Raw genomic sequence first — 25,332 nt, 5'->3', positions numbered from 1 at the left:
GGAGAGTTGACGTTGACCGACAACGTGCTCCGGGTGGGCATCGGCGGGCCGGTGGGCTCCGGCAAGACGGCGCTGATCGAGGCGCTCGTCCCGGTGCTGATCGCGCGCGGCCACCGGCCCGCCGTCATCACCAACGACATCTACACCCAGGAGGACGCCCAGCACGTGCGCCGCACCCTGGCCGGGATGCTGGACCCGGAACGGGTGGTCGGCGTGGAGACCGGCGCCTGCCCGCACACCGCCGTCCGGGACGACCCGACGATGAACCTCGCGGCCGGCGCCGAACTCCTGGAACGCTTCCCCGACGTGGACACCCTGCTGTTCGAGTCCGGCGGCGACAACCTCACGCTGACCTTCAGCCCGGTGCTGGTGGACCTCTTCCTCTTCGTCCTCGACACCGCCGAGGGCGAGAAGATGCCCCGCAAACGCGGCCCGGGCATCACCGAGTCGGACCTGTTGGTCATCAACAAGATCGACATCGCCCAGTACGTCCGCGCCGACCTCGGCATCATGGAGTCCGACGCCCGCCGGGTGCGCGAGGGCGGGCCGGTGGTGCTCACCAACTGCCTGACGGGGGAGGGGCTGGAGGAGATCGCCGCGTTCCTGGCGACCTTCCGGAAGGTCCCGGCGTGACCGCTGTGACTAATGTGACCGGCATGACCGCAATGACCGCTGTGACTGCGGCGAGGGCGGTGCCCCGACTTGACCCCCGGCACTACGAGCCGACCCGCGTCCCGTACGAGGTCCGCCGCCACGCCGGGACGCCCGACACCCTCGCGGTCGGGCGCCCCGGCAAGGTCGGGCTGCTGGAACTGGCCTTCGAGATGGTCGGCGGACGCACCGAACTCACCGGCCACTACCAGAAGTCGCCGCTGCAGATCATGCGCCCGCTGCACTTCGACCCGGCCCGCCCCGACCTCGCCGTCACCTTCCTGCTGTCCACCGGCGGCGGCATCCTGCAGGCCGACCGGCTGCGCACGGACGTGCACTGCGGCGCCGACACGGCGGTCCACCTCACCACCCAGGCGGCCACCAAGGCCTACCGGATGGAGCACGACTACGCGACGCAGCTCCTCCACCTGACGGCCGGCCCGGGCGCCTACGTCGAGTACCTGCCCGAACCGGTGATCCCCTTCGCCGACTCCCGCCTCTACCAGCGGACCGTCCTCACCGTCGATCCGGGAGCGACCGTGCTGGCGAGCGAGACCGTCCTCGCCGGCCGCCTCGCACGCGGCGAGCGCCACGCGTACCGGGTGTTCGCCTCGGACCTCGAAGTGCGCCGCCCGGACGGCGAGTTGGTGGCGCTGGACACCGTACGGCTGGAGCCCCGCAGTGCGGCCGGCGGCATCACCGGCCCGGCCGTCCTGGCCGGCCACGACGTGATGTCCAGCCTCTACGTCCTCACCCCGCTCGCCCCGGCCGCGCAGGTCGCGGACACCCTCCACGAGGCGCTGGCCGGCTGCGGACCGCTGTACGGCGTCAGCGTGCTCCCCCAGGACAGCGGCGCCTGGCTGCGCCTGCTAGGCTCCGACACCCGCGCCTGCGCCGCCGCCCTGCGAACGGCCTGGGACGCGGTGCGCCGGCTGCTGATCGGAGCCCCGGCGCCGGAGCTGCGCAAAACCTAGGGTCCTTCCTCGCGGCGGCTCAGGCCCCGGCTCAGGGCCCGGCTCAGGGCCGGCTCAATGCCCGTTCCCCGCGAGGCGGGCGATCTGGCGGTGGCTGAGCTCCACCGTGCGGTTCATGTGCCGGAGCAGGAAGGCGAGTTCGTCCTCGCTGTCCTCGGCGAAGGCGCTCGCCCAGTCGTCGCCCAGGTCGCGCCACACCTCCCCGAAGCGCTCCAGGGCCTCGGGGAGGACGGCGACCAGGACACGTCGGCGGTCCGCCTCGTCGCGCCGGCGGGCGACCAGGCCGGCCTTCTCCAGCCGGTCGACCAGCCGGGTGGCGGAGCCGCTGGTGAGCCCGGTCAGCTCGGCGATCCGGCCGGTGGTGACCGGGCCGCCCTCCAGGGTGAGCAGGTTCAGGCACTGGACGTCGGTGGGGTGCATGCCGAGGTGGTCGGCGACGGCCTGGTTGAACAACACGTAGGAGGCCAGGTACCGGCGCGAGACCGGCCACAGCTGCGCCATCAGTTCGTCGCGGGTCGTCATGGGGGAAGGGTAACCGGCCGTCCGATAAACAGTTGCGTCGCGCAGAGATCTCCTTCTATGTTGTCTGCATGGCGCAGATAAATGAGCTCGCTTCCAGCCTCCCCGCCCACCCCGCAGCCCGCCTCCCCGTCGCCGTCACCGGCGCCACCGGCGCCCAGGGCGGCGCCGCCGCCCGCGCCCTGCTGCGCACCGGACACCCGGTCCGCGCCCTCACCCGCGACACCGGCTCGCCCGCCGCCACCGCACTCGGCGCACTCGGCGCCGAGGTGGTCCGCGCCGACTTCGACGACCCGGCCTCGCTGGCAGCCGCGCTGGACGGCGCCGGCGCGCTGTTCGCGATGTCCACCCCGTTCGGCACCGACCTGGGAGCCGAGGTCCGTCAGGGCACCGCCCTCCTCGACGCCGCCCGCGCGAACGGCGGGATCCGGCACGTCGTCTTCACCTCCGCCGCCAACGCCGACCGCCCGACCGGCATCCCGCACTTCGAGAGCAAGCGCCTCATCGAGCGGCACCTGGCCGCCCTCGGCCTGCCCTTCACCGTCCTCGGCCCGGCCGCCTTCATGGAGAACTACGCCAACGGCTGGACCCTCCGCTCCCTGCGCGAGGGCGTCTTCCACCTCCCCATGCCGCCCGGCGTCGCCCTCCCGGTGATCGCTGCCGACACCATCGGCGCCTTCGCCGCCCACGTCCTCACCCACCCCGAGGCCCACGCGAGCCGGCGCATCGACATCGCCTCCCAGTGGTGCACCGGCGAGCAGATCGCCGCCGCGATCAGCGCGGCGAGCGGACGCCCGATCCGCTTCGAGGAGGTGCCGCTCTCCGTCGCCGCCGGCTACTCCGAGGACCTCGCCGCGATGTTCCGCTACTTCCAGGAGCCCGGCCTCGACATCGACACCGACGCCCTGCACGCCGCCCACCCGGACATCGCCTGGCAGTCGCTGGAGGCCTGGGCCGCCGCCCGGACCTGGGACCTCTGAGGCGGTACCGGTCGTGAGCCGTAGGGTGGGCGGGATGGCCCCGAGGACACCGCGCAGGATCCACGTCGACGGCCGCGACTACCGCTGGGTCGTCCGCCCCCGCGACGCCGAGCACGTGGTGGTGCGCGCCTGGCTCGACACCCCCGGTCCCGCCGGACGGACGTCAGGAGCGGCCCTGGAGGTCGCCCGCCGCTTCGACGACCCCTGGCTCAACTACGGCGTCCTGCTGACCGCCCCCGCCGACCGCATCGCGGAAGTCTTCCAACTCGACCCGGTCACCCCCGCCTTGACCGCCGCCCTGATCCGCGCCGCTCTCGCCGCCGGCTGGCAGCCCGAGGCGCCGGGCACACCCCAGCGCTTCACCATGGACGGCGAGCCGCCGGACCTCACGCTCCGCCGGGTCGTCATGGCCGCCGAGCCGCCGGACCTCACGCTCCGCCGGGAGGAGTCCCCGGGGGAGTGAACGGCGAACGGGCGCCCGCGAGTGCACCGCACGAGCCGAGTGCGTTCGCGCCAACCTGACCGTGCGGCATCGGCGCTGCTCGGCAGCTGTCCCGGGGCCTCTCCGCCGGGGACAGGCCGGGGTGTCGGGTGTCCGGTTCCGGACGGGGCGGTCGTGCGTGTGCCGAGGACCCGCTGCTACATCCGATGAGCGCACAGGCGGCGCACCGGGCGCCGCTGGAGGTGAGGTGCGCGACGGCCGACAGCCCCGCCCGGGCGCCATCGCGGACCTCGGCTTCCGGGCCATCGGTGAGGGCGCGGCGGAGGGCCGTCGTGGCGGCGGAGGGCCAGGCGCCGGACTCGCTCATCGCGGAGCTCGACCACCGGGTGCTCGCCCTGTTCGGAGAGGCGGTGGTGTCGGTCAGGTTGATCGTTCCGGCCCGGTGGACGTCGCCGTTGATCGTCCCGGCCCGGTGGGCGTCGCCGTTGACCGTGCCGGCTCGGTGGACGTTGCCGGTGACGCGGTTGGTCGTCCGGGCCTGAGGTGCCCCACCCATGGGGTCGGGTTAGCCTGCCGCCTGGGCCGCCCGTTCCACGAACCTCCGTTGCCACGGCGTCTCGACGGCGTGCCGGCTGTAGTGCTCCCGTACGTAGGCGACCGCCTCCGAGGCCGGGACGCCGTCCAGGACGGCGATGCAGGCGAGAGCGGTGCCGGTGCGTCCGCGCCCGCCGGCGCAAGCGAGTTCGACGCGCTCGGTCGCGGCGCGCTGCCAGGCTTCGTGGAAGGCGTCGGCGGCGTCGGCGCGGTCGGTGGGCAGCCGGAAGTCGGGCCAGCGCACCCAGCGGTGCTCCCATCCGATGTCCTTCGGTGGACGGCCCAACAGGTAGAGGCCGAAGGCCGGTCGGGGCCCGGTGGGTACCGGAAGGCTGAGGCCGCGACCGCGCAGGAGGCGGCCGGAGGGCAGCCGAAGGATGCCGGTGGCGTCGGGATCCCAGGTGGCCGGCTGGTCGGTCATGTTGCCTCTTTCTGTGGGGCGTTGGATGCTGTCAGCTGCCGTCGCGGGTCAGCACGCCGACCAGTTCCTCGACGAGGCCGTCGTCGAACTCCTGGCCGGTGGCCAGCAGTCGGTACCAGACGACGCCGAAGACCAGGTCGATGGCGGTGCCGACGGACAGGCCGGGCGGGAGTTCGCCGCGCCGGCGGGCCCGGTCGAGCAGGGTGCCGAGCGCGTCGCGGCGCGGTTGAAGGAATGAGGCGCGGAACCGCTCGCCGAACGCGGGGTCGATCTGCGCCTCCGCCATCAGGGCGCGCAGGCCGGCGGCGACCTCGGGGCGGCGGCCCAGCGCCACGCTGGCACACAGGAACTCCCGCAGGTCGGCGGGGTGGCTTCCGGTGTCGGGGACCGGCACGTAGAGGTCGGCCTTGGTGGCCAGCGCGTCCATCAGCACGTCGGCCTTGGGGGGCCACCAGCGGTAGACGGTCTGCTTCCCGGTGCCCGAACGGGTCGCGATGCCCTCGATGGTGAGGGCGGCGTAGTCGACCTCGCCGAGGAGCTGGAAGGCGGCGGTGAGGATCGCCAGCCGGCTCTCCTCGCTGCGCTTGCGGCCGGGGCGGGGGAGTCTCTCTCGTTGCCCGGTCACGCTCGCCACGCTACCGAAATTCGAGACGAGACGTCACGGTTCGAAATTGATTCCGGCGCCGCCCGGCCCGGAGTCCGTCAGCGGGGAGATGGGAGCTCGTGAGCAAGCACACCGCACTGGTCGTCGGCGGAACCTCCGGCATCGGGCTGGCCACCGCCGCCGGCTGCACGGCCTCGGCACGAACGTCCACGTCGTCGGCCGCGACAAGGAGAAACTGGCGGCCGTCGCCGCCACCGACCCGGAGCTGACCGGCCACCCGGCCGACGGCGGCGACCGGGCGCAGATCGCCGGGGTGATCGAGTCGATCGGGCGGATCGACTGGCTGATCCTCGCGCTCGGCGGCAGCGAGGGGCCCGGCCCGATCGCCGACCTCGACCTCACCATGCTGCGCCGCGCCTTCGACGCCAAGTTCTGGGGGCACCTCACCACCGTCCAGGCCGCCCTGAACCTGGCCGGTGGCACGTGCTGACCGCACCGGGTGGTGCGGGGTTCGGGACGCCGCCCGGTGGCGCCGGGCTCAGGACGCCACGTGCAGCCCCGCCGCGCCGCTCGGCAGGCCGGCGCGGTGGGCCAGGGCCGCCGCCTCGCCGCGCGAGGCCACGCCCAGCTTCGCCAGGATGTTGGCGACGTGGAACTTCACCGTCGACTCGCTGATGTGCAGCGCCGCGGCGATGTCGCGGTTGCGGCGGCCCTGGGCGAGCTGGTCGAGGACCTCCGACTCCCGCGGCTGGAGGCCGTCCAGGGGGTCGGTGGCGAGCGCGGGCTCGGGGAGGGCGAGCGGCAGATCGACCGTCACTGTGGTGCCCCAGCCGGGGACGGCCTCGACGGCGCAGCGGCCGCCGAGTGCGGCGATGCGGTCGGTGGTGCGGTGGACGGCGAGGGCGTCCACCGCCAGCACGCCCAGGCCGTCGCCGCGGACCACCGCCCGCAGGGCGTCGTCCGGGGTGAACTGCCAGCTCACGTGCAGGCGGGTCGGCTTCTCCTGTTCCAGCATCAGCAGGACTGCCGCCCGGACGGCGTCCCGGGCGGTGTGCGCGGCGTCGGCGGGCACCGAGCGGGCGGCCCCGGCCGGGGGCGCGGCATCCAGCCGGACCCGGGTGTGCCGCAGCAGCGGACGCAGCTCCCGGGCGAGCCGGGCGAAGGCGGCGTCGGCGGGCTCCTCGCTGAGCGTGCGGTCCAGGTCGGCGCCCTGGCGCAGGTCGAGCAGGGCGGTCACGGCCAGCTCGGTGGCGCTGCGGCGCGCGGTCGCGTCGTCCAGGTCGGCCGAGCGCAGCGGCGCCAGGATCGCGCTGAGCGCCGCGCTGTGCGTTCCGGTGAACTCGGCGATCGCCCGGGCGCGGGCGTTGGCGGAGGCGCGGGAGACCGCCGCGTGCTTGGGCCCGGCGTCGGTGGCGCGGTGGTCGGAGTGGGCGATGACCAGGTCCCACAGCTGCTGCAGTACGGCGAGCGCTTCCGGCGCCACGGGGGCGGTGTCCGCCCGGACGAGCACCAGGACGGCGCCGGTACCGGTGCCGGTGCCGGTGACGTTGACGTTGGCGGGCGTGGTGCTATCGGGTGTGGCTTCGGTCCCGGGCGCGGCGCCGGTCCCGGGCGCGGTGCCGGTGCTCCCGCCCTGGCCGGCGGCGACGGCCACCACCACCGGCCGGGTGCGGCCCGCGAGTTCGGCCTCGCCCTGCCAGGGGCGGCCGGCCGAGGTGGTCGCGGTGGTGCGTTCGGCCAGCCGGGACAGCTCCAGGCTGCTGATTCCCTCGGTCAGCTCGGGCGGGCCGTAGGCGTACGAGGGGGAGTAGGTGCAGACTCCGCTGAGCTGGGCGACCGCGACGTGCGGGACCAGCGTCTCGAGCATCTGGGAGAGGCGGAGCAGGAGGTCCGGCCGGGGCGTGCGCAGCACCTCGACGGCCCGCGCCAGCGCGTCCTCGGGGCGGCCCCAGGAATCCCGCCACCGCTCGTCCGGGCCGTCCGTGCCGTTCACGCCGCTCGTCCCGCTCGTCCTGCTTGTTCCGCGCGTGCCGTTCACACGATCCATGGCAGCCAGCCTAGTTCGGCCGGGCCCGGGGCGGCCTGGCCTTTCGGACAGGTCGAACTGGCCGAAAGACAGGGTCCCCGCCCGCCGTCGTGGAACCAGGATGGAACCCGTCGGAAGAACCAACTCCCGGAAACCCCAAGGACATTCCATGACCAAGGCAATCGCCTTCCCCGAGTACGGCGGTGCGGACCTGCTGCGCCCGATCGACATCGAGCTGCCCGCCCCCGGTCCCGGCCAGGTGCGGGTCGCGGTCCGCGCGGTGGGCGTGAACCCCCTGGACCACAAGGTGCGCAGCGGCGCGATGGCCGGGATCTTCCCGGTCACCTTCCCGGCCGTGCCCGGCTACGAGGTGGCGGGCGTGGTCGAGGCCATCGGCGAGGGTGTGAGCGGCTTCGCGCCCGGCGACGAGGTGTTCGGCGGCGTGATGGGCGGCGGCTACGCCGAGCACGTGCTGGTGTCCGCCGACCTGCTGGGCCACAAGCCGGCCTCGCTCGGCTGGGAGGAGGCCGCGGCGATCCCGGTGGCGGCTGAGACCTCCGAGCGGGCGCTGGACGTCCTCGGCGTGCAGGCGGGCGAGACCCTGCTGGTGCACGGCGCGGCGGGCGGGGTCGGCACCGTGCTGCTGCAGTTCGCCCGGGCCCGCGGGATCACCGTGATCGGCACCGCGAGCGAGGCCAACCACGACCACCTGCGCGAGCTCGGCGCGATCCCGGTGACGTACGGCGAGGGCCTGGCCGAGCGGGTGCGGGCGGTCGCCCCGGGCGGGGTGGACCGGGTGCTGGACGCGGCCGGGCAGGGCGGAGTGCTGCCGCTGTCCATCGAGCTGGCGGGCAGCCCGGACCGGGTCCTGACCATCGCCGACTTCGCGGGCGCCCAGCAGTACGGCATCCTCATCACCGGCGGCGCCGACGGCGTCGAGTTCCTCCACCAGCGCGCCTACGCCACCGTGCTCGCCCTGCACGAGGCCGGCACCCTGCGGCTGCCGCTGCACCGGGTGTTCCCACTGGCGGAGGCGGCCGAGGCGCAGCGGGTCAGCGAGCAGGGGCACCTGCGCGGAAAGATCGTCCTCACGGTCTGACGGTGATCGGGTCCGGCCGCACTCCCCGCCGCCGCCGAGGCGCTCACCATGGGCGCCTGGGCGGCGGCTTGTTGCTGCCACCGCGATGGCGATCGTTGCCACAACGATCGTCTCAACAACGATCGTCGCCCTAAACGATCGTTGCCGATGCGACCGTCGCGACAGTGATCGCCTTCGGTGCGACCGTTGCCCGAACGAACGTTGTCCGTACGAACGGTCCGCCCCTCCCCGTGCGCCGCCCTGCCGCGACGCGCCGATCGGCGATGCCGACGGAAGCCCGTCGTCCACCCGCTCCGGTCGGTAGAGTCGCGCGCATGGTGACGGTGAACGCGGCGGGAAGCCCCGCGGCCGGTCGGCTGGCCGGGCGCTCCTGCGTGGTGACGGGTGCGGCGAGCGGCATCGGGCGGGCCGTCGCCGAGCGGTTCGTCCGCGAGGGCGCGTCGGTGGTCGCCACCGATGTCGACGCCGCGGGGCTGGACCGGCTGGCCGGGGAACTCCCGGGCGCCGTCAGCACGGTGGTCGGCGACGTGTCCCGCGACGAGGACGCCCGCCGGATGGTCGAGGCCGCCGTGGAGCGGCACGGCCGACTGGACGTCCTGGTGGCCAACGCCGGAGTGATCCCGCTGATGGAGATCACCGAGGCCACCGCCGAGGACTGGGACCACGTGATGGCCGTGGACGGCCGCGGCATGTTCCTCACCTGCAAGTACGCGATCCGGGCGATGACCGCCCAGGAGCGTCCCGGTGGCTCCGTCGTCTGCCTCTCCTCTATCTCCGGCGAGGCCGGCCAGCGCGGCCAGGCGGTGTACGGGCCCGCCAAGTTCGTCGCCTCCGGCCTCACCAAGCACCTCGCCGTCGAGTGGGCCGACCGCGGCATCCGGGTCAACGCCGTGGCCCCCGGCACCATCACCACCGAACGCGTCGCCCGTCTGCGCGACGAACCCGGCGGCCCCGAGTACCTCACGGCCATCGAGAAGCTCCACCCCATGGGCCGCCTCGGCGCCCCGGCCGAGGTCGCCGCCGCCGTCCTCTTCCTGGCCTCCGACGACGCCTCCTTCGTCACCGGCACCGTCCTGCCGGTCGACGGCGGCTACTTGGCCCAGTAGCGCCGCGTCGTCGTGCGCCTGACGGTCAGGCGGTGAGCAGTTCGACCAGGGTCGATACCCCGTTCGGTCCGTGTCCGGCGTCGATCGCTCGACGGGTGAGGGCGAGGGCGGCGTCCAGGACGGAGGTGTCCAGGCCGCGGGTGCGGGCGGTGTGCGCGACGTGGGCCAGTCCGGCTGCGGCGGAGGCCAGGCTGCTCTGGTCGCCCGGGTGGTGGCGGGCGTCCGCGCGCTGCGCGTAGTTCTCGATCAGTGGGGGCAGGATGCGGGTCAACCCCAGCGCATACGGGGTGAGTTCGGCTCCAGTGATGCCCTCGGCGCGGGCGAGTGCCAGGGCGTGGACCCAACCGTGCACGGTGGTCCAGAACAGGTCCAGCAGGGCCGCGTCGAAGGCTGCCGCCCGTCCGGGGTCGGTGCCGAGGTGGCGTACGGAGCCCAGGGCGCGGAGCGTCTCCTCGTGCTCGGCGAAGGCCGCGGCGTTGCCGCTGAGCAGGACTGCGCCCTCGGGGGTGCCGATGGTCGGGGTGGGGGTGAGGATCGCGGCGTCGAGGAGGCGGTAGCCCCGGGTCTCGGCGTCGACGGCGTCGGCCCGGGCGTCGTCCGGGGCGATCGAGGTGGCGTTGACGACGGTCCGTCCGCGCAGTGCCGCCCCCGCGGCCTCCAGCACGGCCCGGGCGGCGGCCCGGTCGCGGACGCAGAGCAGGACCAGCGGGGCGCCCGCCATCGCGTCGGCGGGACTCGCGGCCGACCGCGCGCCGAGGGCGAGCGGTTCGGCATCCCGGCCCGGGGTGCGGTTCCAGACGGTGGTCGGATGACCGGCCGCCCGCAGCGCCCGGGTCAGTGCCCTGCCCATCGGGCCCAGGCCGAGCACGGCAACGGCGATACGAGAAGGGGTGGTTGAGGAAGATCGTTCGTTCGGCATGGCGGTTACGCTAGACCTTCACGCCGACGGCAGAGTCAACCGTGGAAGGGGATACGGCGATGCGGATCGGAGAACTCGCCCGGCGGACCGGGACCACCCCGCGCGCCCTGCGCTACTACGAGGAACAGGGCCTGCTCACTCCCGAGCGCCGCCCCAGTGGCTACCGCGAGTACGGCGAGCGGGACGTGGACGCCGTCCACGGCATCCGCACCCTCCTCGCGGCCGGCCTCAACAGCGCCGCGATCGCCGAGATACTCCCGGGCCTGCCGGCCCCGGGACGCCGCCGCCCCGGCCCGACCTGCCCGGAACTGCGCGCCGGACTGAGCCGGGAGCGCGCCCGGATCTCCCGTCAGATGGGCGAACTCGCAGCGGCCCGAGACCTGTTGGACGCCATCATCGGTGCGGACGCGCCGAGCGAGATGATCCGCGCCGGTCGGCCGTCCGCAGGGCCGTCTGCAAGGCCGTCCGCTGGGCCGTCCGTGCGCCCGGAGTCGGCCGGGCGGAAACTCGATGGCGCGCGCTCCCGCCCCGTGCTGGAGTGAGCGGATGGATCACATGGATCACGACGAGATGCTCGCCCTGTTCGACGAGCGGGTCCGGCGCCATGCGCAGCCCGACGGCCCCGGAGTCCGCGTCGAGCGCCACGGCGCGGTGGTGCGGCAGGTGGGGGCGGCAGGCGACTGGAACGGCGTGGTGTGGTCCGGCCTGGACGAGGCCGGAGCGGACGCGGCGATCGCCGCCCAGGTGCTCCACTTCACCGCACTGGGCCTGGAGTTCGAGTGGAAGGCCTACTCTCACGACCGTCCCGCGGACCTCGGGGAACGGCTGCTCGCGGCCGGGTTCACGCCCGAGCCGGACGAGGCGCTGATGATCGCCCGGATCGCGGACCTGCCCACCGAGGTGGTCCTGCCCGAAGGCGTCCGGCTGCACCCGGTGACCGACCCGACCGAGGTGGACCTGATGGTCGAGGCCCACACCCAGGCCTTCGGCACCGACCGCCCCGGCCTGCGCGAGCGGATGCTTCACCACCTCCGGCACGGCACCGACACCGTCAGCATGGTCGTCGCCCTGGCCGGCGACCGCCCGGTGTCCGCGGCCCGGATGGAACTGAACCCCGGCACCGGCTTCGCCGGCCTCTGGGGCGGCGGCACCGCCCCCGACTGGCGCGGCCGGGGCATCTACCGCGCCCTCGTCGCCTACCGCGCCCGCCTCGCCGCCGACCTCGGCTACCACTACCTGCAGGTCGACGCGAGCGACGACAGCCGCCCCATCCTCCAGCGCCTCGGCTTCGCCCGACTGAGCACGACGACGCCGTACGTGTACCGGCCGTAGGATCCGGTCAGGGCGTCGACCGCGGCGGCGGTCAGCCCCATCGGGCCGACGCAGCACCACGCCGACTCCACGCGAAAGAAAAGGGCGTCCGCCGCGCGGAACCGCGTGCGCAGGTGCGCGACCGGGCCTCGGTTCTCGGAGGGTGTGGCTCGGAGGGTGTGGACGGTGCCGTCACCGGGTGGTCGCGAAGCGCTCGGGCACCGGCTCCCCGGGCTCGCCGGAGAAGACGACCTCGCCCCGGTGCAGCACGTGCACCACCGCGGCCCCGGCCAGGGCGCGCGGCAGCGACTGTGCGGCCAGCACCACCGTACGGCCGTCGGCAGCGCCGGCCAGCAGGTGGGCGTGCAGTCTGGCGGCGACGGCGGGGGCCAGGCCGCGTTCCGGCTCGTCGAGCAGGAGCAGGCTCGGGCGGGCCGCCAACGCCCGTCCGACCGCGACCAGTTGCTGCTGGCCGCCGGAGAGGGTGCCCGCCCGGCGGTGCAGCAGCTTCACCAACTCGGGGAAGAGCTCGAGCACTTCGTCCTGACCTGGCCCGCCCAGACCGAGGTTCTCGGCGACGGTCAGCGACCCGAAGACCCCGCGCTCGGCCGGGACGAGGGCCAGCCCCCGCCGCACCCGCTGGTGCACGGACAGCCCGCCGAGGTCCCGGCCCCGCCAGAGCGCCCGTCCGCCCGACAGGGGCACGATGCCCGCGAGGGCGTGCAGCGCGCTCGTCCGTCCGGAGCCGTTGCGGCCGAGCAGGACGGTGACGGCGGCGGAGGGGAACGCGAGGTCGACCCCGTGCAGTGCCTCCAACGGGCCGTACCGGACCCGGGCGGCGAGGAGGGCGGCTTCGACGGGCATCAGCCCACCCTTCCCCAGGCCCGGGTGACGCGGGGGTCGGCGAGAACGGTCGCGGTCGGGCCGCGGGCTACCATCCGGCCGTCGGCCATGGCGTAGACGGAGTCGGCGAGTTCGGCGACCAGCTCGACGTCGTGCTCGACCAGCAGCAGTGCCATGCCGCGCTCGGCGAGACCCCGCAGCACGGACACCAGACGGGCGGTCTGCGCGGCGTCGAGTCCGGCGGTCGGCTCGTCCAGCAGCAGCACCCGGGGCCCGCCCGCCAGCGCCCGCGCCAGCTCCACCAGCCGCAGCACACCGGTGGGCTGCGCCCCGGCGGACTCGGCGGCGAGGTCCTGCAGCCCGAGCAGCCGCAGCGCCCCTGCCGTCCGCTCCGCGACGGCCCGGGCCTCGGCTCGCCCGGTCCGCCCTGCCCGCCTGGTCCGCTGCTCGGCGCCCACCCGGACGTTGTCGGCCACCGAGAGCGTGGGGAAGACGGCGATCTGCTGGAACGTGCGCGCCAGCCCGAGCCGTACCCGCCGGTGCGCGGGCAACCCGGTGACGTCCCGCCCGCTCAGCACGACCCGCCCGGCGTCCGGGCGCACGGTGCCGGCGAGACAGTCGAACAGGGTGCTCTTGCCCGCCCCGTTCGGCCCGACCAGCGCGGTGATCCGCCCCGGCAACGCCACCAGGTCCACCCCGCCCACCGCCTCGATCCCCCCGTAACGCCGCACGATGCCCCGTGCGGTGAGGCGGGCGGCGGGGCGGTTGGCGAGGCGGTCATGAGTGTTGCGCATAGCTCCTCCTGCTCGGTCCCGAGCGCGGTTCGGGCGGGGTGGCCGGCGGGATGGCATGAGAGTCGCTCATGGTCGTCCGGCGGGCGGCCGGTGAGGTGTCATGAGACTTGCTCATGGTCTCCCGTTTGGTGGCCGGTCTGGCGACATGAGAGTTGCTCATGACGCGCCTTCCTCCCCAGCCGACCTTCCCTGCCTTCCCCGGCTCCCCTGTCTTCCCTGGCTCCCCTGCCTCGCCGCGATCGCCGTCCGTACCCCGCGCCCGGTCGGGGTGAGGCGGGACGGCGGGAGTGCCGGGGACGCCGGGGGAAGGCGGTGGCGGGGGACGGGCAGGGCGGCGAGGCCGCCGGGGAGGCGGCCGATGGCGACGGCGAGGGCGCCGACGGCTACGGCGGAGACACCGGCGACGGTGCCGGCGTCGAGGCCGATGAGGAGGGCGGCGGCCAGCACTGCTGCGAGGGCGCTGTCGGCGCCGGCGACGACGACGGCCGCGAACCAGAGGAGTCCGCGCACCGGGTCGAAGTCAGCGGGGTCGAAGGCGCGTCCGGCGAGGCCCATCAGTCCACCGCCGAGGGCGGCCAGGGCAGCGCCCGCGACGAAGGCGAGGAGCTTGAGGCCCGGGACGTCCACGCCCGCCGCGACCGCGCCCGGTTCGTGGTCCCGCATGGCGGTCAGGGCCCGGCCGAGGCGGCCCCGGTGCAGGGCCCGGACGGTGAGCAGGCCGAGGCCGAGGAGCAGGAGTTCGGCGAGGTAGAACGCGCGGTCGCCGGCCAGGAAGGACGGCCGGTCGAGGACGAGCCCGGTGGTGGCGTACGGCTGTTGGAAGACGAAGCGGCTCATCGCCATCCCCACCGCGAAGGTGACCAGGGCGAGGGCGAGCCCGCGTCGGCGGATCGCGGGCCAACCGGTGAGCAGGCCGAGCGGGGCGGTGACGAGGACGGCGATCAGCAGCGCGGGGGCGGCGGGCAGCGGCGGGATGCCGGGGATGCGGCCGGACATCAGCAGCGCGGTGCCGAGCGCGCCGAGGCCCGCGTACCCGGCCTGGCCGAGCGAGATCTGCCCGCCGTAGCCGGTGACCACGACGATCGACAGCAGCACGAGCGCGAGCGCGGGTACGAGCAGGGCGCTGCGCAGGTCGTTGCCCCGGAAGCCGAGCGGCAGCAGGAGCAGGACCAGGCAGACGGCCCCCGCGAGCCGTCCGCTCCCACCCCCACCCCTGGCCGCACCGCCACTGCCGGCCCCGCCACCCCCGCGCCGCCCCGGACGGCGGACGGCCAGCGGCGCGGCCTCCACCCGCTCCCCGCCGATGCGCGGTCCGGCGAGCAGGGCGGTGGCGAGCAGGGCGATCACGAACAGGTTGGCCTGCACCGCTTGGACGAGCGGCACCAGTTGCCCGGACGGTCGCAGTCGGGTCATTTCGGCCTGGACGATGCCGAGGCCGAGCCCGGTGGCGACGGCGACCGGGATGCTGCACAGCCGGGCGGCGACCGCGACCGCCATGGTCTCCATCACCAGCAGCGGCAGTCCGTACGGGTCGAGCAGCAGGTAGGGCGCGAGGGCGATGCCGACCAGTCCGGCGGTGAAGGTGCCGAAGGCCCAGCCGGCGGCGGAGACCCGGTCGGCGTCGACCCCGGCGAGGGCGGCGAGGCGGCGGTCGTCGACGACGGCGCGCAGCCAGAGGCCGAAGCGGGTCCACCGGGTGACGGCGAAAACGGTGAGGCCGAGGACGAGGACGGCGGCGAGCTGGGCGACGGTGTCGGGCCGCAGGCTGTGTCCGCCGGGCAGCCGGATCGCGGCGCCGCCGAGCGGCGAGGGCGTGCCGGCCAGCGGCGCCGCGCCCCACAGCAGCACGGCCACACCGATGAGCAGCACGAACACGCCGAGCCCGGCGACCATGGTCTCGGCCGGTCCGGCGCCGCGCCGCTGCAGCGGGCGGTAGACCAGGACGTCGAGCAGCACGCCCAGCGCGGGGGCGACGACCAGCAGGCAGCAAGCGACGGCGGGCCAGACCGGCCAGTGCCGCACCACGACGAGGTCGCGCAGCAGGTAGGCGATGGCCATGGCCTGGGCGCCCTGGGCGATGTTGAGCACCCCGGTGGCGCGGTGGCAGACGACCAGGCCGATGCCGCTGAGCGCGGCGGCGCTGCCGACGGTGAGCCCGGCGAGGGCGAGGTCGACGGTGAGGCCGAGGGAGTCGGGGGCGGCGGCGAGGAGTGCGTCGGCGGTCATGGGTGTTCAGTGGTGTTCGGCGGCGTTCAGCCGGTCGGCGGAGCGGATTCGCCCGGACGGGTGGTGGGACCAGGACCGGGGCCGGGACCGGGGCCGGATCGCTGGCCCGGTGCGGGGGGTGAGCAGAGCGGGCAGGGCGTCAGGCCCCGGTCGCGGACGGCGGCGGCGTCCACGGGTGCGGCCCGCGCCTTGCCGGTGACCAGCGGGCAGTCCGGGCGGTGGTAGCGGGTGCCCCCGGGGACGGCCAGCCACCCCTCGACGCCCGCACCGGCACCGGCTTCCGCACCGGCACCGGCAGCACCCTCACCGACAGCAGCACCGGCACCGGCACCGGCACCGGCACCGGCACCCTCACCGACAGCAGCACCGGCACCGGCACCAGTACCGGGCCCAGGATCGGAAGCCGATCCGGCATCGGACGGTTCGACCAGCAGCTCGTACAGCCGCTCCACCCGCCGGTCCGTCAGGTCCTGGTGCTCCGGCGGGGACGGGGGTCGCAGGGCGACCAGGAGGGTCCCGGCCACGATCAGGGCCGCGCCCGGGATGGTGGACGACGCCAGATAGGGGACCTGCTCCTCGACGAATCGCTCTCCGGAGACCCCGTACCAGCCGAGCACGCACAGCACGGCGCCGACCGCGACGAGCAGCCAGCCGGCCCACTCGCGGGCACTCCTGGGCGCGCCGCCCCGGAAGGCAGCACCCTTGGGCGCGCCGCCCCGGAAGGGCGAACCGTTTGAGGCGTTACGGGTGATTTCTCCGTCAGATTGCGATTCGTCCATGGATCCGCCTTCATGGTGTCACTTGAGACGTTTCCAGGATCGGCCTGGAACAGCATCCGGGAGACCGTGAGACCGGCCCGGGCGGCGCAGTCGAGAGGGAACACCATGCACGTGACGCGAAGCGGCACCCCCACGGGCGGCGGCCGGGCCTTCCTGCGGACGGCGAGCGCGCTGCTCGCCCTGATGCTGGTGGGCACGGCGGCCGCGTGCAGCAGCAGCAAGTCCGGCTCCTCGGCCTCCTCCCCGGCGAGCCCGAGCGCCACCGCCAGCCCGAGCGCCTCGCCCACCGCCACCGGTACCGCCCCCGCCGACCCGGTCGCCGCCAAGACGGAGATCACCGCCAACTGGGAGAAGTTCTTCGACCCCAACACCCCGATCCCCGACAAGGCCAAGCTGCTCCAGGGCGGCGACGAGCTGCTCCCGGTCCTGCAGGGCTTCTCGCAGGACCCGCGGGTCGGCCAGGTGCAGGCGAAGGTCACCGATGTCGCGTTCACCGACGCCTCCACCGCGGTCGTCACCTACTCGCTGGCCCTGCAGGGCACCGTGGTCGAGCCGAGCGCGTCCGGTCAGGCCGTCCTCGAGAACGGCACCTGGAAGGTGTCCCGCTCGACCCTGTGCGGTCTGCTGACCCAGGCCGGCGGTGCCAGTGGCACCCCGATCCCCGGATGCAGCTGACGACCCCCTCGCGGTGCCGGGCCGCCGACGCGTTCGCGCGCCGGCGGCCCGGCCGTGTCACGGCGGCGATCCTCGCCCTCCTCCTGGTCCTCGCGCCGCTGGCGGGCTGCGGCACCCGGCTGCCCGAAGGCGCCTTCACCGCACGCGCCACCCCCACCCCCACGGCCGGGTCGCCCGGCAGCACCGGGAGCGCCGGGAGCACCAACCCGGCCTCCGACACCGGGGTGACCGCCACCGAGATCCGGATCGGCATCGTCACCTCCCTGACCAGCCCGGTCGGCAGCGAGGTGTTCAGCGGCCCCCGGTACGGGGCCCAGGCCTTCTTCCAGGCCCTCAACGACCGCGGCGGCCTGCACGGTCGCACCGTACGGCTGGTGACCTGCGACGACGGCGGCAGCGGCGTCGGCAACCAGGACTGCGTGCACCGGCTGATCGACCAGGCGCATGTCTTCGCCTTCGTCAGCGGCAGCGTCCTCGACTACGCGGGAGCGCCGTACGTGAGCGGCAAGGCGGTGCCGGACGTCGGCGGCCAGCCGATCGGCACGGCGTACGACCGCTGGCCGCACCTGTACGGGATCTACGGCAGCGCGGCCCCGCGCGACGGGCGCTCGGTCGGCTGGAACGGGACGCTCTACCAGAGCACCGAGGTGTTCCGTTTCTTCAAGCAGCGCCTGGGCGCGGGCAGCGCCGCCGTGGTCGCGTACAACCAGGCTGACTCGGCCCGCTACGCCGGACAGCTGAAGGCCGGACTGGAGGCGGAGGGCTACCGGGTGCTGCTCCAGACGGTGGACTTCGCGCTGCCGAACTTCCAGGCGGTGGCCGCGGCCGTGCGCGCCGACGGCTCGCAGCTGCTGTTCGACGCCATGGACACCCGGGGCAACGCCGCGCTGTGCCGGGCGCTGGACGAGGCCGGGGTGGCGGTCGAGGCGAAGGTCACCAACGTGCAGAACTGGTCGGAGTCGGTGCGCGGCGACTACCAGTCCTCGCCGAGCTGCCGCAACGTGCTCTGGGCGACCTCGTCGAGCCTGAACTACGAGGACGAGCAGTACCCGGCGGTGCACGACTTCCGTACCGCGATGGCCCGGTACTACCCGGACCGGGCCGGCCGGCTGTCCGCCTGGGAGCTGGAGGGCTGGGCGGGCGCGCAGTGGCTGACCGACGCGCTGGACTCCTGCGGCGCCGCGCCGACCCGCTCCTGCGTCGAGGCGTTCATGAACCGCACCGATCCGTACGACGCGCACGGCCTGATCCTGCCCGCCTCCTTCGTCCCGCAGCCGCCGCCCGCCGGCCCGACCCGCGCGTGCCTGAACGCCGCCCGCTGGCAGGACTCGGCGCAGGACGGACGGGGTGGCTGGGTCACCCAGGTGCCGTCGATGACGACGAACTGCTTCGACGTGCCGCAGCTGCCGTACAAGCCGTAGGCGCGGACCCGGTCGGCAAGGGCCACCCGGTCAGCCGGATCCGGGAGAGCCCGGGCCGGGGAGAGCCGGAGCCCGGCTATCCGGGTCGACCGCGGTGGCCGGGCCGACCGGTGGTGGCGTGCGGGCCTTCGTTCGGGAGCCGTTCGACCACGACCATGGCCGCATCGTCGTCCAGTCGGCCGCCGACGTGGGCGAGCAGGTCGTCGCGGAGGCGGTGGACCAGGTCGGCGGGGCGGTCGGCGCGCCAGGCGGTGACGCGCTCGGTGAGCGGGTAGAAGCGCCGCTCCGCGTCCCGGGCCTCGATCACGCCGTCGGTGTAGATCAGCAGCCGGTCGCCCGGGCGGAACGCGAAGGTCTCCACCTCGTAGCGCACGGGTGCGAGCTCGCCGAGGCCCAGCGGCGGGGCGGGGGCCCGGGCGGCGAGCGTGGTGATGCCCTCGGGGCGCAGCAGCAGCGGGGGCGGGTGGCCGCAGTCGATCAGGCGGACCGGCGAGCCGTCGTCGGGGATGTCCAGCAGGACGGCGGTGATGAAGGACTCGCCGGACCCGAAGTCCTCCTCGGATCCCTCCTCGCGGAGCTCGCGGATCTCGCGGACCTCGCGGGGCGACGCCCGAGGCAGGGCCCGCCGGTCCCGGTGCGTCTGGCCGGACAGCCGGGACTGTTCGGCGAGTTGGGCGAGGTCCCAGCTGACGCTGCCGTCCAGGTAGGCGGCGAGGTCGGGCAGCTCGGCGTGCAGGTGGGCGGCGGCGCGGAAGGCACCGAGCAGCAGGGCCGCGTCGCCGAGCGAGGACAGGCCCTTGCCTCGGACGTCCCCGACCAGCAGCCGGGTGCCGGTGGTGGTACGGGCGGCCGCGTAGAGGTCCCCGCCGACCTGCGCCTCGGCCTCGGCGGCCAGGTAGGCGGAGGCGAGGTGCAGCGGCCCGATCCGCTCCGGCAGCGGGCGCAGCAGTACCCGCTGGGCGGCCTCGGACACCGACCGGACCTGGGCCAGCTCGCGTTCGTGCCGCTCGCGCAGCACCCGCAGACCCACGATCAGTGCCGAGACGGCGATCTGCGCGCCCACCTGGGTCTGGTGGTTGGCGGTGGTGAGGCCGTCCCGGGTGAGTCCGACGACGGTCAGCGCGGCGAGCGCGAGCAGGGCGACCGCGGCGGTGGCCCGCGGTCCGGCGAAGGAGGCGGTCAGGGCGGGGGCGACGATCAGCAGCGGGCCGAGGTGGATGTCCGGCGGGGAGAGGATGTCCACGATGGTGATCAGCGCGATCAGCGCGAGCGTCAGCGCCGTCAGCACCCGGCTGTCGGGCCGCCAGGCGCGGCGGCGGTCGGGGGGATGCGGCGCGTACGGCGGGTGCGGCGTATCGGGACGCTGCCGGAGGGGCACCTCTCCTCTGTACACCGTGGGGGCGGCGGGGCGCACCCCGAGGCGGCCGGGAGACGCCGTCCGCCGGGGTCCCCGTCAGCCCTCTTCGCCGTAGCGGGCGAGGTAGGCGGCGAAGCGGGCGATGTCCTCGTCGGACCAGTCGGTGAAGCGCGCGGTGAAGGCCAGGCGGCGCTGCTCGTTGGCGTCCCGCAGCAGGGTCAGCCCGGCTTCGGTGGCGCGCAGGATCTGGCCGCGCTGGTCGTCCGGGTCGGCCTCGCGGGCCAGCAGTCCGAGCTTCTCCAGGGCGGTGACCTGGCGGCTGACGGTGGACTTGTCGAGCATGAAGTGCGCGGCCACGTCGGCGGCCCGACAGCCGCCGCGCTCGGTGATCAGGTCGAGGATGCTGTACGTGACCAGGGAGAGGTCGGGGTGCAGCTGGGAGGCCTTGTGCCGGGCACGGCGGGCGAAGGCGGTCAGCTCGCGCTGGATGGTGTCGATGGACGACTGGCGGCCGGGCACGGCGGTCCTACCTCCTCGAGATTTGTTGCACTATACAACGGATTCCCCCGGGGTTGCGTGACGCTCCGGTGCCGGCCGTCCCGGTGCGGCCTGCCACGCGCGGGCGGCGGCGATCCGACGGGTCGCACTCGGGTGAGTGGCGAACAGTAGCTCAAGCAGCCTCGGCCGGTCGACATCGGAGACGTTCGCCAGTGCCAGTCTGCGCTGCATGGCCACGAACTGCTCGGCGTCACCGGTCAGTTCGAGCGCGTGCCGGTCCGCCCTGGCCTCGATCCGGCGGCTCACCGCGCACTGCGCTGGCCCCGACAGCGCACCCAGCAGCGCCGCGAGCGCCGCGAACAGCGGCAGCGCCCGCGGGTCCGCCGCGTCGGTCGCCCCGGCGGCGTCCAGCAGCGGCCGCCACGCCCCCAGCAGACCGAGGACCGCCACCGCGACGGCCGCCCCGACCGCCCCCAGTGCCGTGCCGAGCGGCACGTCCCGGTGCTTGACGTGGCCCAGCTCGTGCGCGACCACCAGCTCCACCTCGCGCGGCTCGGCGGTGGTCAGCAGCGTGTCGTACACGACGAGCCGGCGGGTCGCCCCGAACCCGGAGACGTACGCGTTGAGCGCGGTGGTCCGGCGCGAGGCGTCCGCCACCAGGACGTCCCGCACCCGGATGCCGTCCCGCTCGGCCAGCGCCAGCAGCGCGGTGCGCAGCTCGCCCGGCGGCATCGGGGTGAAACGGTTGAACACCGGCTCGACCAGCAGGGGGTGGAGGAAGGAGAGACCGGCCGTCAGCAGCGCCGCCGCCCCCGCCGCCGGCAGCCACCAGCGCTGCGGCGACCACGCGGTCAGCGCGAACAGCCCGAGGGCGAGCGGCAGGACGAGGACCAGGGTGAGCGCGAGACCGCGCACGGTGTCCAGCGCCCAGCCCGCCCAGCCCTGGGTCACCAGCCCGAACCGAGCCCGGACCGCCCGCACCCGGGCGCCGAACGGGAGCTGCAGCGCCTGGCCGAGGACGACCAGGGCCGCCGCGCCGGCCAGGACGCCCGCCGTCCGGGAGCCGCCGAACCAGCGGCCGGTGGTCGTGACCAGGGCGGCGCCGACCGTGGTGAGGCCGAGCAAAAGGGTCAGCGCCAGGCCCGCCAGTCGGCCACCCAGTGCCCACGGCAGCTGGGCGCGGCGCAGCGCGCGGCCCCGGGCGCGCTCGGCGGGGGTGAAGTCGGGGTCGGGGCCGAGGTCGGGGCCGGTGTGGAGCTGGGCGGCGGGATCGGGGGTGGTGTCCATGGGCGGGGTACGGCTCTTCCGGTCGTCCGGTTTTCCGGGCAGGTGTCGCGGTTCAGCATGGCGTACCCGGCCGGGGGCCGCGCACCCCTGCGCCGGTGGTGACCCTTCCGGTCGCGGCTGCGGCGGGCTTCACTCCTGCGCGGCATCGGTGGCGCTGTGGACGCCCGCGCGCAGCAGCTGGTGGCCGAGGTCGACCAGGGCGCGGCCGACCGCGAACTCGTCGCCGACCTGCGGGGCCGGGGTGTCGCGGGGGTTGCGGCGGGATCGGGCGTCGCTGTGCAGGACGTTGCCGTCGGCGTCCAGCACGGCGTGCACCCGGGTGGTGTCCCGGTCCTCCACCACGTGCAGGCTGAGCTGCCAGTCCTTGGTGCGGACGGCCTGCTCGCCGACCGCGCCCGCGTCGCCCGCCGCAGCCGCAGCCGCAGCCGCCGTCGCGCCCGTCGCCGCAGCGGGCCGCGGTGGCACGGTCGCCGATCCGTCGGAGCGGACGATCACCACCGGGCAGCTCCCGTGCACCGCGCAGCGGGCACTGACGGAGCCGAGCAGCGTCCGGGCGAAGGTGCCGCGGCCTCGGCTGCCCAGCACCAGCAGGTCGGCGTCCTCCGCCGCATCCAGCAGCACCTCGGCGGCGTGGCCGAGCACCAGGCTCTCCCGGACCTCCACCGGGCGCTCCGGGCCGAGGACCTCGTTGATCTCGGCGCTCAGCGTGCGGCGGGCGGTGCGCTCGAACCCGTCGTCCACCATCGGAGCGAACCAGCCGTACAGCGACGGGTACTCCCAGGCCGCCACCGCGTGCACCGTCGCCCCGGTCAGGACGGCCTGTCCGACCGCCCAGCGTAGGGCGGCCTTCGAGGGGGCGGAACCGTCGATGCCGACCACGATCCGGCGCGCCCGGGCGGGGGAGGGACGGCTGCCGCCCGGGCCGCCGGTCGCGCTGCCGCCCGTGTCGCCGTTGCCGCCGCCGCTGCCGATGCCGCCGCCATTGCCGTTGCCGCCGCCGATGTTGCTGCCCATCACGTCACACCTCCGGACCCCCGGCGCGGGACCGCTTCCCCTTCCCCGTACCACCCACGCTGCGCGCCCTGCCCGCCGCCGCGCCAGGGACGCGGTGGCCGGGGCGGGTGGGGTGATTGGGACGAGTGGGCCAGGATTCGCTCCGCCGGTGCCCCTTTGTGGCCGGAATGTTGCGGGTGCGGGCTCAAGTCGTGGGGATTCGGTGGCGTAGGCTGACCGCTCTTGCACCGTCCTCGGGGGGAACCACTCATGCGCCGTGCCGCGGCCGCCGTCGCGCTGCTCGTCGGGCTGACCGCCGTCACCGCCTGCGGTCCGGACGACCCCGACCCGGCCCCGGCCGGCGCGGCTCCCGCCCCGTCCTCCTCCGCCGTCGCCCCGGGAGGCCCGGGCACCCCTTCCCCAGGCGCGCCCCCGAGCAAGAGCAGCGCGCCCCGGCCCGACGGCACCATCACCGTCGCCTTCGCGGGGGACGTCCACTTCGAGGGCCGCACCGAGGCCAGGCTGGCCGTCCAGCCGCCCGAGCCGGCGCTCGGCCCGACCTCCCGCACCCTCGCCGACGCCGACCTGTCCGTCCTCAACCTGGAGACCGCGATCACCGGGCGCGGAGCCCCGGAGCCCAAGCTCTACACCTTCCGCACCTCGCCCAAGGCGCTCTCGGTGCTGAAGGACTCGGGCGTCGACGTCGTCTCGATGGCCAACAACCACGCCGTGGACTTCGGTGCCGACGGCCTCACCGACACCCTCGCCGCCAAGGACTCCTCGCCGATCCCGGTCGTCGGCGTCGGCCGCAACGCCAAGGAGGCGTTCGCCCCGTACGTCACCACCGTGCGCGGAGTGAAGGTCGCCGTGGTCGCCGCCAGCCAGGTCGAGGACCTCACCAACCAGAAGTGGCGGGCCGGCGCGAACAAGCCGGGCATCGCCTCCGCGCTGGACGTCCCGGCGCTGGTCAAGGCGGTGGAGACGGCCAAGCAACAGGCCCCGGTCGTGCTCGTCTACCTGCACTGGGGCGAGGAGGGCAAGGCCTGCCCGACCGCCGCGCAGACCACCGTCGCCAAGAAGCTCGCCGGCGCGGGCGCCACCGCCGTGGTCGGCACCCACGCGCACACCATGGTCGGCTCGGGCATGCTCGGCAACACCTACGTCGGGTACGGCTTCGGCAACTTCCTCTGGTACGGCACCTCCAACTACCCGAACTCCAACGAGACCGGAGTCACCACCCTCACCCTCACCGCCGACGGCAAGGTGACCGGCGAGGCGTTCGACCCGGCGACCATCGACGACAAGGGCGTCCCGCAGCCGGTCACCGGCGCCGCCGCCGAGGCCGCCCTCAAGCGCCGCGACGGCCTGCGGGGCTGCGCGGGCCTCTCCCCGGCGCCGAAGGCTCCGGCTGCTGCTGCAGCTCCCTCGGCCCCCGGGGCCCCCGCGGCTTCCGGGGCTACCACCGCGTCGCCGTAAGGCGCCCGTACGGTCACCTCATGACGGACCTGTCAGGCATGACGAACTGACGACCCGTCGGCCCGCCCTGCGTCTCCCGGGCGAGGGCGGCACTGCCGTAGCGGCCTGGGCGGGGGCCACCGAGCCCGGGCTCCCCCTGATCGCCCGCATCCGTCCGGTCGGCCCTGGCTGTGGCGCTTACGCCCGGCCGACCTCGTCTCCCGGCGGGTGGCCTTACGAGTCGGCCTGCGGCGCGCCGAGCACGTCGACGGCGTGGGTCGCGACGGCTTCGACTGGATCCGTCGGTTCCCCGCTGGGCGGTGGTTCCGCCGCCGCCGGATCGGTGCAGCCGGTCGTCCGCGGCCCCGGGGGCCGTCCCCGGCTCGCCGCCGTCCGCGGGTGTTTCCGCGTTCGGCGGGCGGGCTTTCCCCGAATTGACGTTCGCACAGGCTCTCGGCGTAGGCGAACAACTGTGTTAGGTTAGCCTTGCCTAATCTTGCTGGTCGGAGGGGATGTCCTGTGCAGCAGCAGTCCGAATTCGCCGGTACCGTCGCATTGGTCACCGGGGCCGGACAGGGCATCGGCGCGGCCGTGGTCCGGGCGCTGGTGGCCGAGGGAGCCGTCGTCGCGGCGGTGGACCGCAAAGCCGGTGCGCTCGACGCCCTGGTGGCGGAACTGCCGGCCGTCAGGCCGTACGTCCTGGACGTGTCCGACGCTCAAGCGGTCGGTGGCGCGGTCGAGTTGATCGAAGGTCGACTCGGCCCGGTGGAGACGCTCGTGAACGTCGCCGGGATCCTGCGCACCGCGCCGGTCGTCGAACTCACCGACACCGACTGGGCGGACACCTTCGCCGTCAATGCCACCGGCGTCTTCCACGTCAGCCGCGCCGTCGGGCGGCGGATGGCGGAGCGTGGGCGCGGAGCCGTCGTGACCGTCGGGTCCAATGCCGCCGGGGTGCCGCGGGCCGGGATGGCCGCGTACGGGGCGTCCAAGGCGGCGGCCACCATGTTCACCCGCTGCCTGGGGCTGGAACTCGCCCGGTCCGGGGTGCGGTGCAACGTCGTGTCGCCCGGGTCCACCGACACCGAGATGCAGCGCGCGCTGTGGGGCGAGGACGCCTCAGCGGCCGAACGGCGGGTGATCGAGGGCGACTTGGGGGCCTGGCGGGTCGGCATCCCGCTCGGCCGGATCGCCGCGCCCGCCGACATCGCGGAGGCCGTGGTGTTCCTGGCCTCCGACCGGGCGCGGCACATCACCATGCACGACCTGTACGTCGACGGCGGCGCGACCCTGCGCGCCTGAGCCGTCCCCTCGACCCTCCCAAGGCCTGCCGGTCACCGAAGGCCTGCTGCCCCCCA

26 protein-coding genes are annotated in these 25,332 nt (G+C 74.8%); 13 read left to right on the top strand and 13 right to left on the bottom strand.

What is annotated here, in order from left to right:
* Positions 1-12: 12 nt before the first annotated feature.
* Complete coding sequence (ureG, locus tag ACZ3TI_RS04670) at positions 13-633, top strand: urease accessory protein UreG (protein ID WP_465723366.1); 621 nt, start codon at positions 13-15, stop codon at positions 631-633.
* Positions 634-665: 32 nt separating this feature from the next.
* Complete coding sequence (locus tag ACZ3TI_RS04665) at positions 666-1,625, top strand: urease accessory protein UreD (protein WP_465723280.1); 960 nt, start codon at positions 666-668, stop codon at positions 1,623-1,625.
* A 54-nt stretch (positions 1,626-1,679) separates the two neighbouring features.
* Here the strand turns inward: ACZ3TI_RS04665 and ACZ3TI_RS04660 are convergent, their stop codons facing one another.
* On the bottom strand, positions 1,680-2,147 hold the full coding sequence (locus ACZ3TI_RS04660; protein ID WP_465723278.1) for a MarR family winged helix-turn-helix transcriptional regulator: 468 nt from the start codon (positions 2,145-2,147) through the stop codon (positions 1,680-1,682).
* 68 nt (positions 2,148-2,215) lie between these two features.
* On the opposite strand from ACZ3TI_RS04660, the gene ACZ3TI_RS04655 reads away from it, so the two are divergent.
* Positions 2,216-3,124, top strand: coding sequence for an NmrA family NAD(P)-binding protein (locus ACZ3TI_RS04655; RefSeq protein ID WP_465723276.1), 909 nt, complete (start codon positions 2,216-2,218; stop codon positions 3,122-3,124).
* Positions 3,125-3,158: 34 nt separating this feature from the next.
* Positions 3,159-3,587, top strand: a complete 429-nt coding sequence (locus ACZ3TI_RS04650) for a hypothetical protein (RefSeq protein WP_465723274.1) — start codon at positions 3,159-3,161, stop codon at positions 3,585-3,587.
* 544 nt (positions 3,588-4,131) lie between these two features.
* On the opposite strand, the gene ACZ3TI_RS04645 is transcribed toward ACZ3TI_RS04650, so the two are convergent.
* Positions 4,132-4,581: a protein-tyrosine phosphatase family protein gene (locus tag ACZ3TI_RS04645; protein WP_465723272.1), complete on the bottom strand. Its 450-nt coding sequence runs from the start codon at positions 4,579-4,581 to the stop codon at positions 4,132-4,134.
* Between the two features lie 31 nt (positions 4,582-4,612).
* Positions 4,613-5,206, bottom strand: a complete 594-nt coding sequence (locus ACZ3TI_RS04640; RefSeq protein ID WP_465723270.1) for a TetR-like C-terminal domain-containing protein — start codon at positions 5,204-5,206, stop codon at positions 4,613-4,615.
* 88 nt (positions 5,207-5,294) lie between these two features.
* Between ACZ3TI_RS04640 and ACZ3TI_RS04635 the strand changes: the two genes are divergently transcribed.
* Positions 5,295-5,675 (top strand): SDR family oxidoreductase, encoded by a 381-nt coding sequence (locus tag ACZ3TI_RS04635; RefSeq protein ID WP_465723268.1) that lies wholly within the window; start codon positions 5,295-5,297, stop codon positions 5,673-5,675.
* A gap of 48 nt (positions 5,676-5,723) precedes the next feature.
* Here ACZ3TI_RS04635 and ACZ3TI_RS04630 read toward each other — a convergent pair whose 3' ends face one another.
* Positions 5,724-7,232, bottom strand: a complete 1,509-nt coding sequence (locus tag ACZ3TI_RS04630) for a helix-turn-helix transcriptional regulator (RefSeq protein WP_465723266.1) — start codon at positions 7,230-7,232, stop codon at positions 5,724-5,726.
* A gap of 148 nt (positions 7,233-7,380) precedes the next feature.
* Between ACZ3TI_RS04630 and ACZ3TI_RS04625 the strand changes: the two genes are divergently transcribed.
* Together ACZ3TI_RS04625 and ACZ3TI_RS04620 are read left to right on the top strand one after the other, a co-directional pair.
* Positions 7,381-8,310, top strand: coding sequence for an NADP-dependent oxidoreductase (locus ACZ3TI_RS04625; RefSeq protein ID WP_465723264.1), 930 nt, complete (start codon positions 7,381-7,383; stop codon positions 8,308-8,310).
* A gap of 314 nt (positions 8,311-8,624) precedes the next feature.
* Positions 8,625-9,416, top strand: a complete 792-nt coding sequence (locus ACZ3TI_RS04620) for an SDR family NAD(P)-dependent oxidoreductase (RefSeq protein WP_465723262.1) — start codon at positions 8,625-8,627, stop codon at positions 9,414-9,416.
* Positions 9,417-9,441: 25 nt separating this feature from the next.
* Here ACZ3TI_RS04620 and ACZ3TI_RS04615 read toward each other — a convergent pair whose 3' ends face one another.
* A complete protein-coding gene (locus ACZ3TI_RS04615) occupies positions 9,442-10,335 on the bottom strand; it encodes an NAD(P)-dependent oxidoreductase (protein ID WP_465723260.1) in 894 nt (297 codons plus the stop codon).
* A 59-nt stretch (positions 10,336-10,394) separates the two neighbouring features.
* On the opposite strand from ACZ3TI_RS04615, the gene ACZ3TI_RS04610 reads away from it, so the two are divergent.
* Both ACZ3TI_RS04610 and ACZ3TI_RS04605 read left to right on the top strand, forming a co-directional pair.
* Positions 10,395-10,877 (top strand): MerR family transcriptional regulator, encoded by a 483-nt coding sequence (locus tag ACZ3TI_RS04610; RefSeq protein WP_465723258.1) that lies wholly within the window; start codon positions 10,395-10,397, stop codon positions 10,875-10,877.
* 13 nt (positions 10,878-10,890) lie between these two features.
* Positions 10,891-11,667: a GNAT family N-acetyltransferase gene (locus ACZ3TI_RS04605; protein ID WP_465723364.1), complete on the top strand. Its 777-nt coding sequence runs from the start codon at positions 10,891-10,893 to the stop codon at positions 11,665-11,667.
* Positions 11,668-11,838: 171 nt separating this feature from the next.
* Here ACZ3TI_RS04605 and ACZ3TI_RS04600 read toward each other — a convergent pair whose 3' ends face one another.
* The 4 genes from ACZ3TI_RS04600 to ACZ3TI_RS04585 all read right to left on the bottom strand — a co-directional run bounded on the left by ACZ3TI_RS04600 (position 11,839) and on the right by ACZ3TI_RS04585 (position 16,135).
* Entirely contained in the window at positions 11,839-12,510 is a 672-nt protein-coding gene (locus ACZ3TI_RS04600; protein ID WP_465723257.1) for an ABC transporter ATP-binding protein, read from the bottom strand.
* A complete protein-coding gene (locus tag ACZ3TI_RS04595; protein ID WP_465723255.1) occupies positions 12,510-13,283 on the bottom strand; it encodes an ABC transporter ATP-binding protein in 774 nt (257 codons plus the stop codon). Before ACZ3TI_RS04595 ends, ACZ3TI_RS04600 begins: the two co-directional genes overlap by 1 nt.
* Positions 13,284-13,439: 156 nt before the next feature.
* A complete protein-coding gene (locus ACZ3TI_RS04590) occupies positions 13,440-15,509 on the bottom strand; it encodes a branched-chain amino acid ABC transporter permease (protein ID WP_465723253.1) in 2,070 nt (689 codons plus the stop codon).
* 26 nt (positions 15,510-15,535) lie between these two features.
* Complete coding sequence (locus ACZ3TI_RS04585; protein WP_465723362.1) at positions 15,536-16,135, bottom strand: hypothetical protein; 600 nt, start codon at positions 16,133-16,135, stop codon at positions 15,536-15,538.
* 258 nt (positions 16,136-16,393) lie between these two features.
* On the opposite strand from ACZ3TI_RS04585, the gene ACZ3TI_RS04580 reads away from it, so the two are divergent.
* The gene (locus tag ACZ3TI_RS04580) at positions 16,394-16,963 is read left to right on the top strand and encodes an MTB12 C-terminal domain-containing protein (RefSeq protein WP_465723251.1); all 570 of its coding nucleotides are present in this window, start codon (positions 16,394-16,396) and stop codon (positions 16,961-16,963) included.
* Positions 16,954-18,384 carry an ABC transporter substrate-binding protein gene (locus tag ACZ3TI_RS04575; RefSeq protein ID WP_465723249.1) on the top strand — a complete coding sequence of 477 codons (1,431 nt, stop codon included), beginning with the start codon at positions 16,954-16,956 and terminating at the stop codon, positions 18,382-18,384. The genes ACZ3TI_RS04580 and ACZ3TI_RS04575 overlap by 10 nt, the downstream gene beginning before the upstream one ends.
* 76 nt (positions 18,385-18,460) lie before the next feature.
* On the opposite strand, the gene ACZ3TI_RS04570 is transcribed toward ACZ3TI_RS04575, so the two are convergent.
* The 4 genes from ACZ3TI_RS04570 to ACZ3TI_RS04555 form a co-directional block, all read right to left on the bottom strand.
* On the bottom strand, positions 18,461-19,762 hold the full coding sequence (locus ACZ3TI_RS04570) for a PP2C family protein-serine/threonine phosphatase (protein WP_465723247.1): 1,302 nt from the start codon (positions 19,760-19,762) through the stop codon (positions 18,461-18,463).
* A gap of 75 nt (positions 19,763-19,837) precedes the next feature.
* Entirely contained in the window at positions 19,838-20,260 is a 423-nt protein-coding gene (locus ACZ3TI_RS04565) for a MarR family winged helix-turn-helix transcriptional regulator (protein ID WP_465723246.1), read from the bottom strand.
* A 30-nt stretch (positions 20,261-20,290) separates the two neighbouring features.
* Positions 20,291-21,526: a M48 family metalloprotease gene (locus ACZ3TI_RS04560; RefSeq protein WP_465723244.1), complete on the bottom strand. Its 1,236-nt coding sequence runs from the start codon at positions 21,524-21,526 to the stop codon at positions 20,291-20,293.
* A gap of 129 nt (positions 21,527-21,655) precedes the next feature.
* A complete protein-coding gene (locus ACZ3TI_RS04555) occupies positions 21,656-22,540 on the bottom strand; it encodes a universal stress protein (RefSeq protein WP_465723242.1) in 885 nt (294 codons plus the stop codon).
* 249 nt (positions 22,541-22,789) lie between these two features.
* On the opposite strand from ACZ3TI_RS04555, the gene ACZ3TI_RS04550 reads away from it, so the two are divergent.
* Both ACZ3TI_RS04550 and ACZ3TI_RS04545 read left to right on the top strand, forming a co-directional pair.
* Entirely contained in the window at positions 22,790-23,995 is a 1,206-nt protein-coding gene (locus ACZ3TI_RS04550; RefSeq protein ID WP_465723240.1) for a CapA family protein, read from the top strand.
* A gap of 498 nt (positions 23,996-24,493) precedes the next feature.
* The gene (locus tag ACZ3TI_RS04545; RefSeq protein WP_465723238.1) at positions 24,494-25,276 is read left to right on the top strand and encodes a 2,3-dihydro-2,3-dihydroxybenzoate dehydrogenase; all 783 of its coding nucleotides are present in this window, start codon (positions 24,494-24,496) and stop codon (positions 25,274-25,276) included.
* The last annotated feature ends 56 nt before the right edge of the window (positions 25,277-25,332 follow it).

The sequence above is a fragment of the Kitasatospora sp. NPDC023120 genome (assembly GCF_055560835.1).
Note: the sequence above shows the minus strand (reverse complement) of the source record. Positions and strands in the feature narration are given on the sequence as shown.

Coding starts and splice junctions, on each gene's coding strand:
- ACZ3TI_RS04630 (WP_465723266.1), bottom strand. CDS start 7,232: ATGGATCGTGTGAACGGCACGCGCGGAACAAGCAGGACGAGCGGGACG.
- ACZ3TI_RS04650 (WP_465723274.1), top strand. CDS start 3,159: ATGGCCCCGAGGACACCGCGCAGGATCCACGTCGACGGCCGCGACTAC.
- ACZ3TI_RS04590 (WP_465723253.1), bottom strand. CDS start 15,509: ATGACCGCCGACGCACTCCTCGCCGCCGCCCCCGACTCCCTCGGCCTC.
- ACZ3TI_RS04665 (WP_465723280.1), top strand. CDS start 666: ATGACCGCTGTGACTGCGGCGAGGGCGGTGCCCCGACTTGACCCCCGG.
- ACZ3TI_RS04655 (WP_465723276.1), top strand. CDS start 2,216: ATGGCGCAGATAAATGAGCTCGCTTCCAGCCTCCCCGCCCACCCCGCA.
- ACZ3TI_RS04600 (WP_465723257.1), bottom strand. CDS start 12,510: ATGCCCGTCGAAGCCGCCCTCCTCGCCGCCCGGGTCCGGTACGGCCCG.
- ACZ3TI_RS04575 (WP_465723249.1), top strand. CDS start 16,954: ATGCAGCTGACGACCCCCTCGCGGTGCCGGGCCGCCGACGCGTTCGCG.
- ACZ3TI_RS04605 (WP_465723364.1), top strand. CDS start 10,891: ATGGATCACGACGAGATGCTCGCCCTGTTCGACGAGCGGGTCCGGCGC.
- ACZ3TI_RS04580 (WP_465723251.1), top strand. CDS start 16,394: ATGCACGTGACGCGAAGCGGCACCCCCACGGGCGGCGGCCGGGCCTTC.
- ACZ3TI_RS04560 (WP_465723244.1), bottom strand. CDS start 21,526: ATGGACACCACCCCCGATCCCGCCGCCCAGCTCCACACCGGCCCCGAC.
- ACZ3TI_RS04660 (WP_465723278.1), bottom strand. CDS start 2,147: ATGACGACCCGCGACGAACTGATGGCGCAGCTGTGGCCGGTCTCGCGC.
- ACZ3TI_RS04610 (WP_465723258.1), top strand. CDS start 10,395: ATGCGGATCGGAGAACTCGCCCGGCGGACCGGGACCACCCCGCGCGCC.
- ACZ3TI_RS04645 (WP_465723272.1), bottom strand. CDS start 4,581: ATGACCGACCAGCCGGCCACCTGGGATCCCGACGCCACCGGCATCCTT.
- ACZ3TI_RS04595 (WP_465723255.1), bottom strand. CDS start 13,283: ATGCGCAACACTCATGACCGCCTCGCCAACCGCCCCGCCGCCCGCCTC.
- ACZ3TI_RS04555 (WP_465723242.1), bottom strand. CDS start 22,540: ATGGGCAGCAACATCGGCGGCGGCAACGGCAATGGCGGCGGCATCGGC.
- ACZ3TI_RS04635 (WP_465723268.1), top strand. CDS start 5,295: ATGGGAGCTCGTGAGCAAGCACACCGCACTGGTCGTCGGCGGAACCTC.
- ACZ3TI_RS04615 (WP_465723260.1), bottom strand. CDS start 10,335: ATGCCGAACGAACGATCTTCCTCAACCACCCCTTCTCGTATCGCCGTT.
- ACZ3TI_RS04625 (WP_465723264.1), top strand. CDS start 7,381: ATGACCAAGGCAATCGCCTTCCCCGAGTACGGCGGTGCGGACCTGCTG.
- ACZ3TI_RS04550 (WP_465723240.1), top strand. CDS start 22,790: ATGCGCCGTGCCGCGGCCGCCGTCGCGCTGCTCGTCGGGCTGACCGCC.
- ACZ3TI_RS04620 (WP_465723262.1), top strand. CDS start 8,625: ATGGTGACGGTGAACGCGGCGGGAAGCCCCGCGGCCGGTCGGCTGGCC.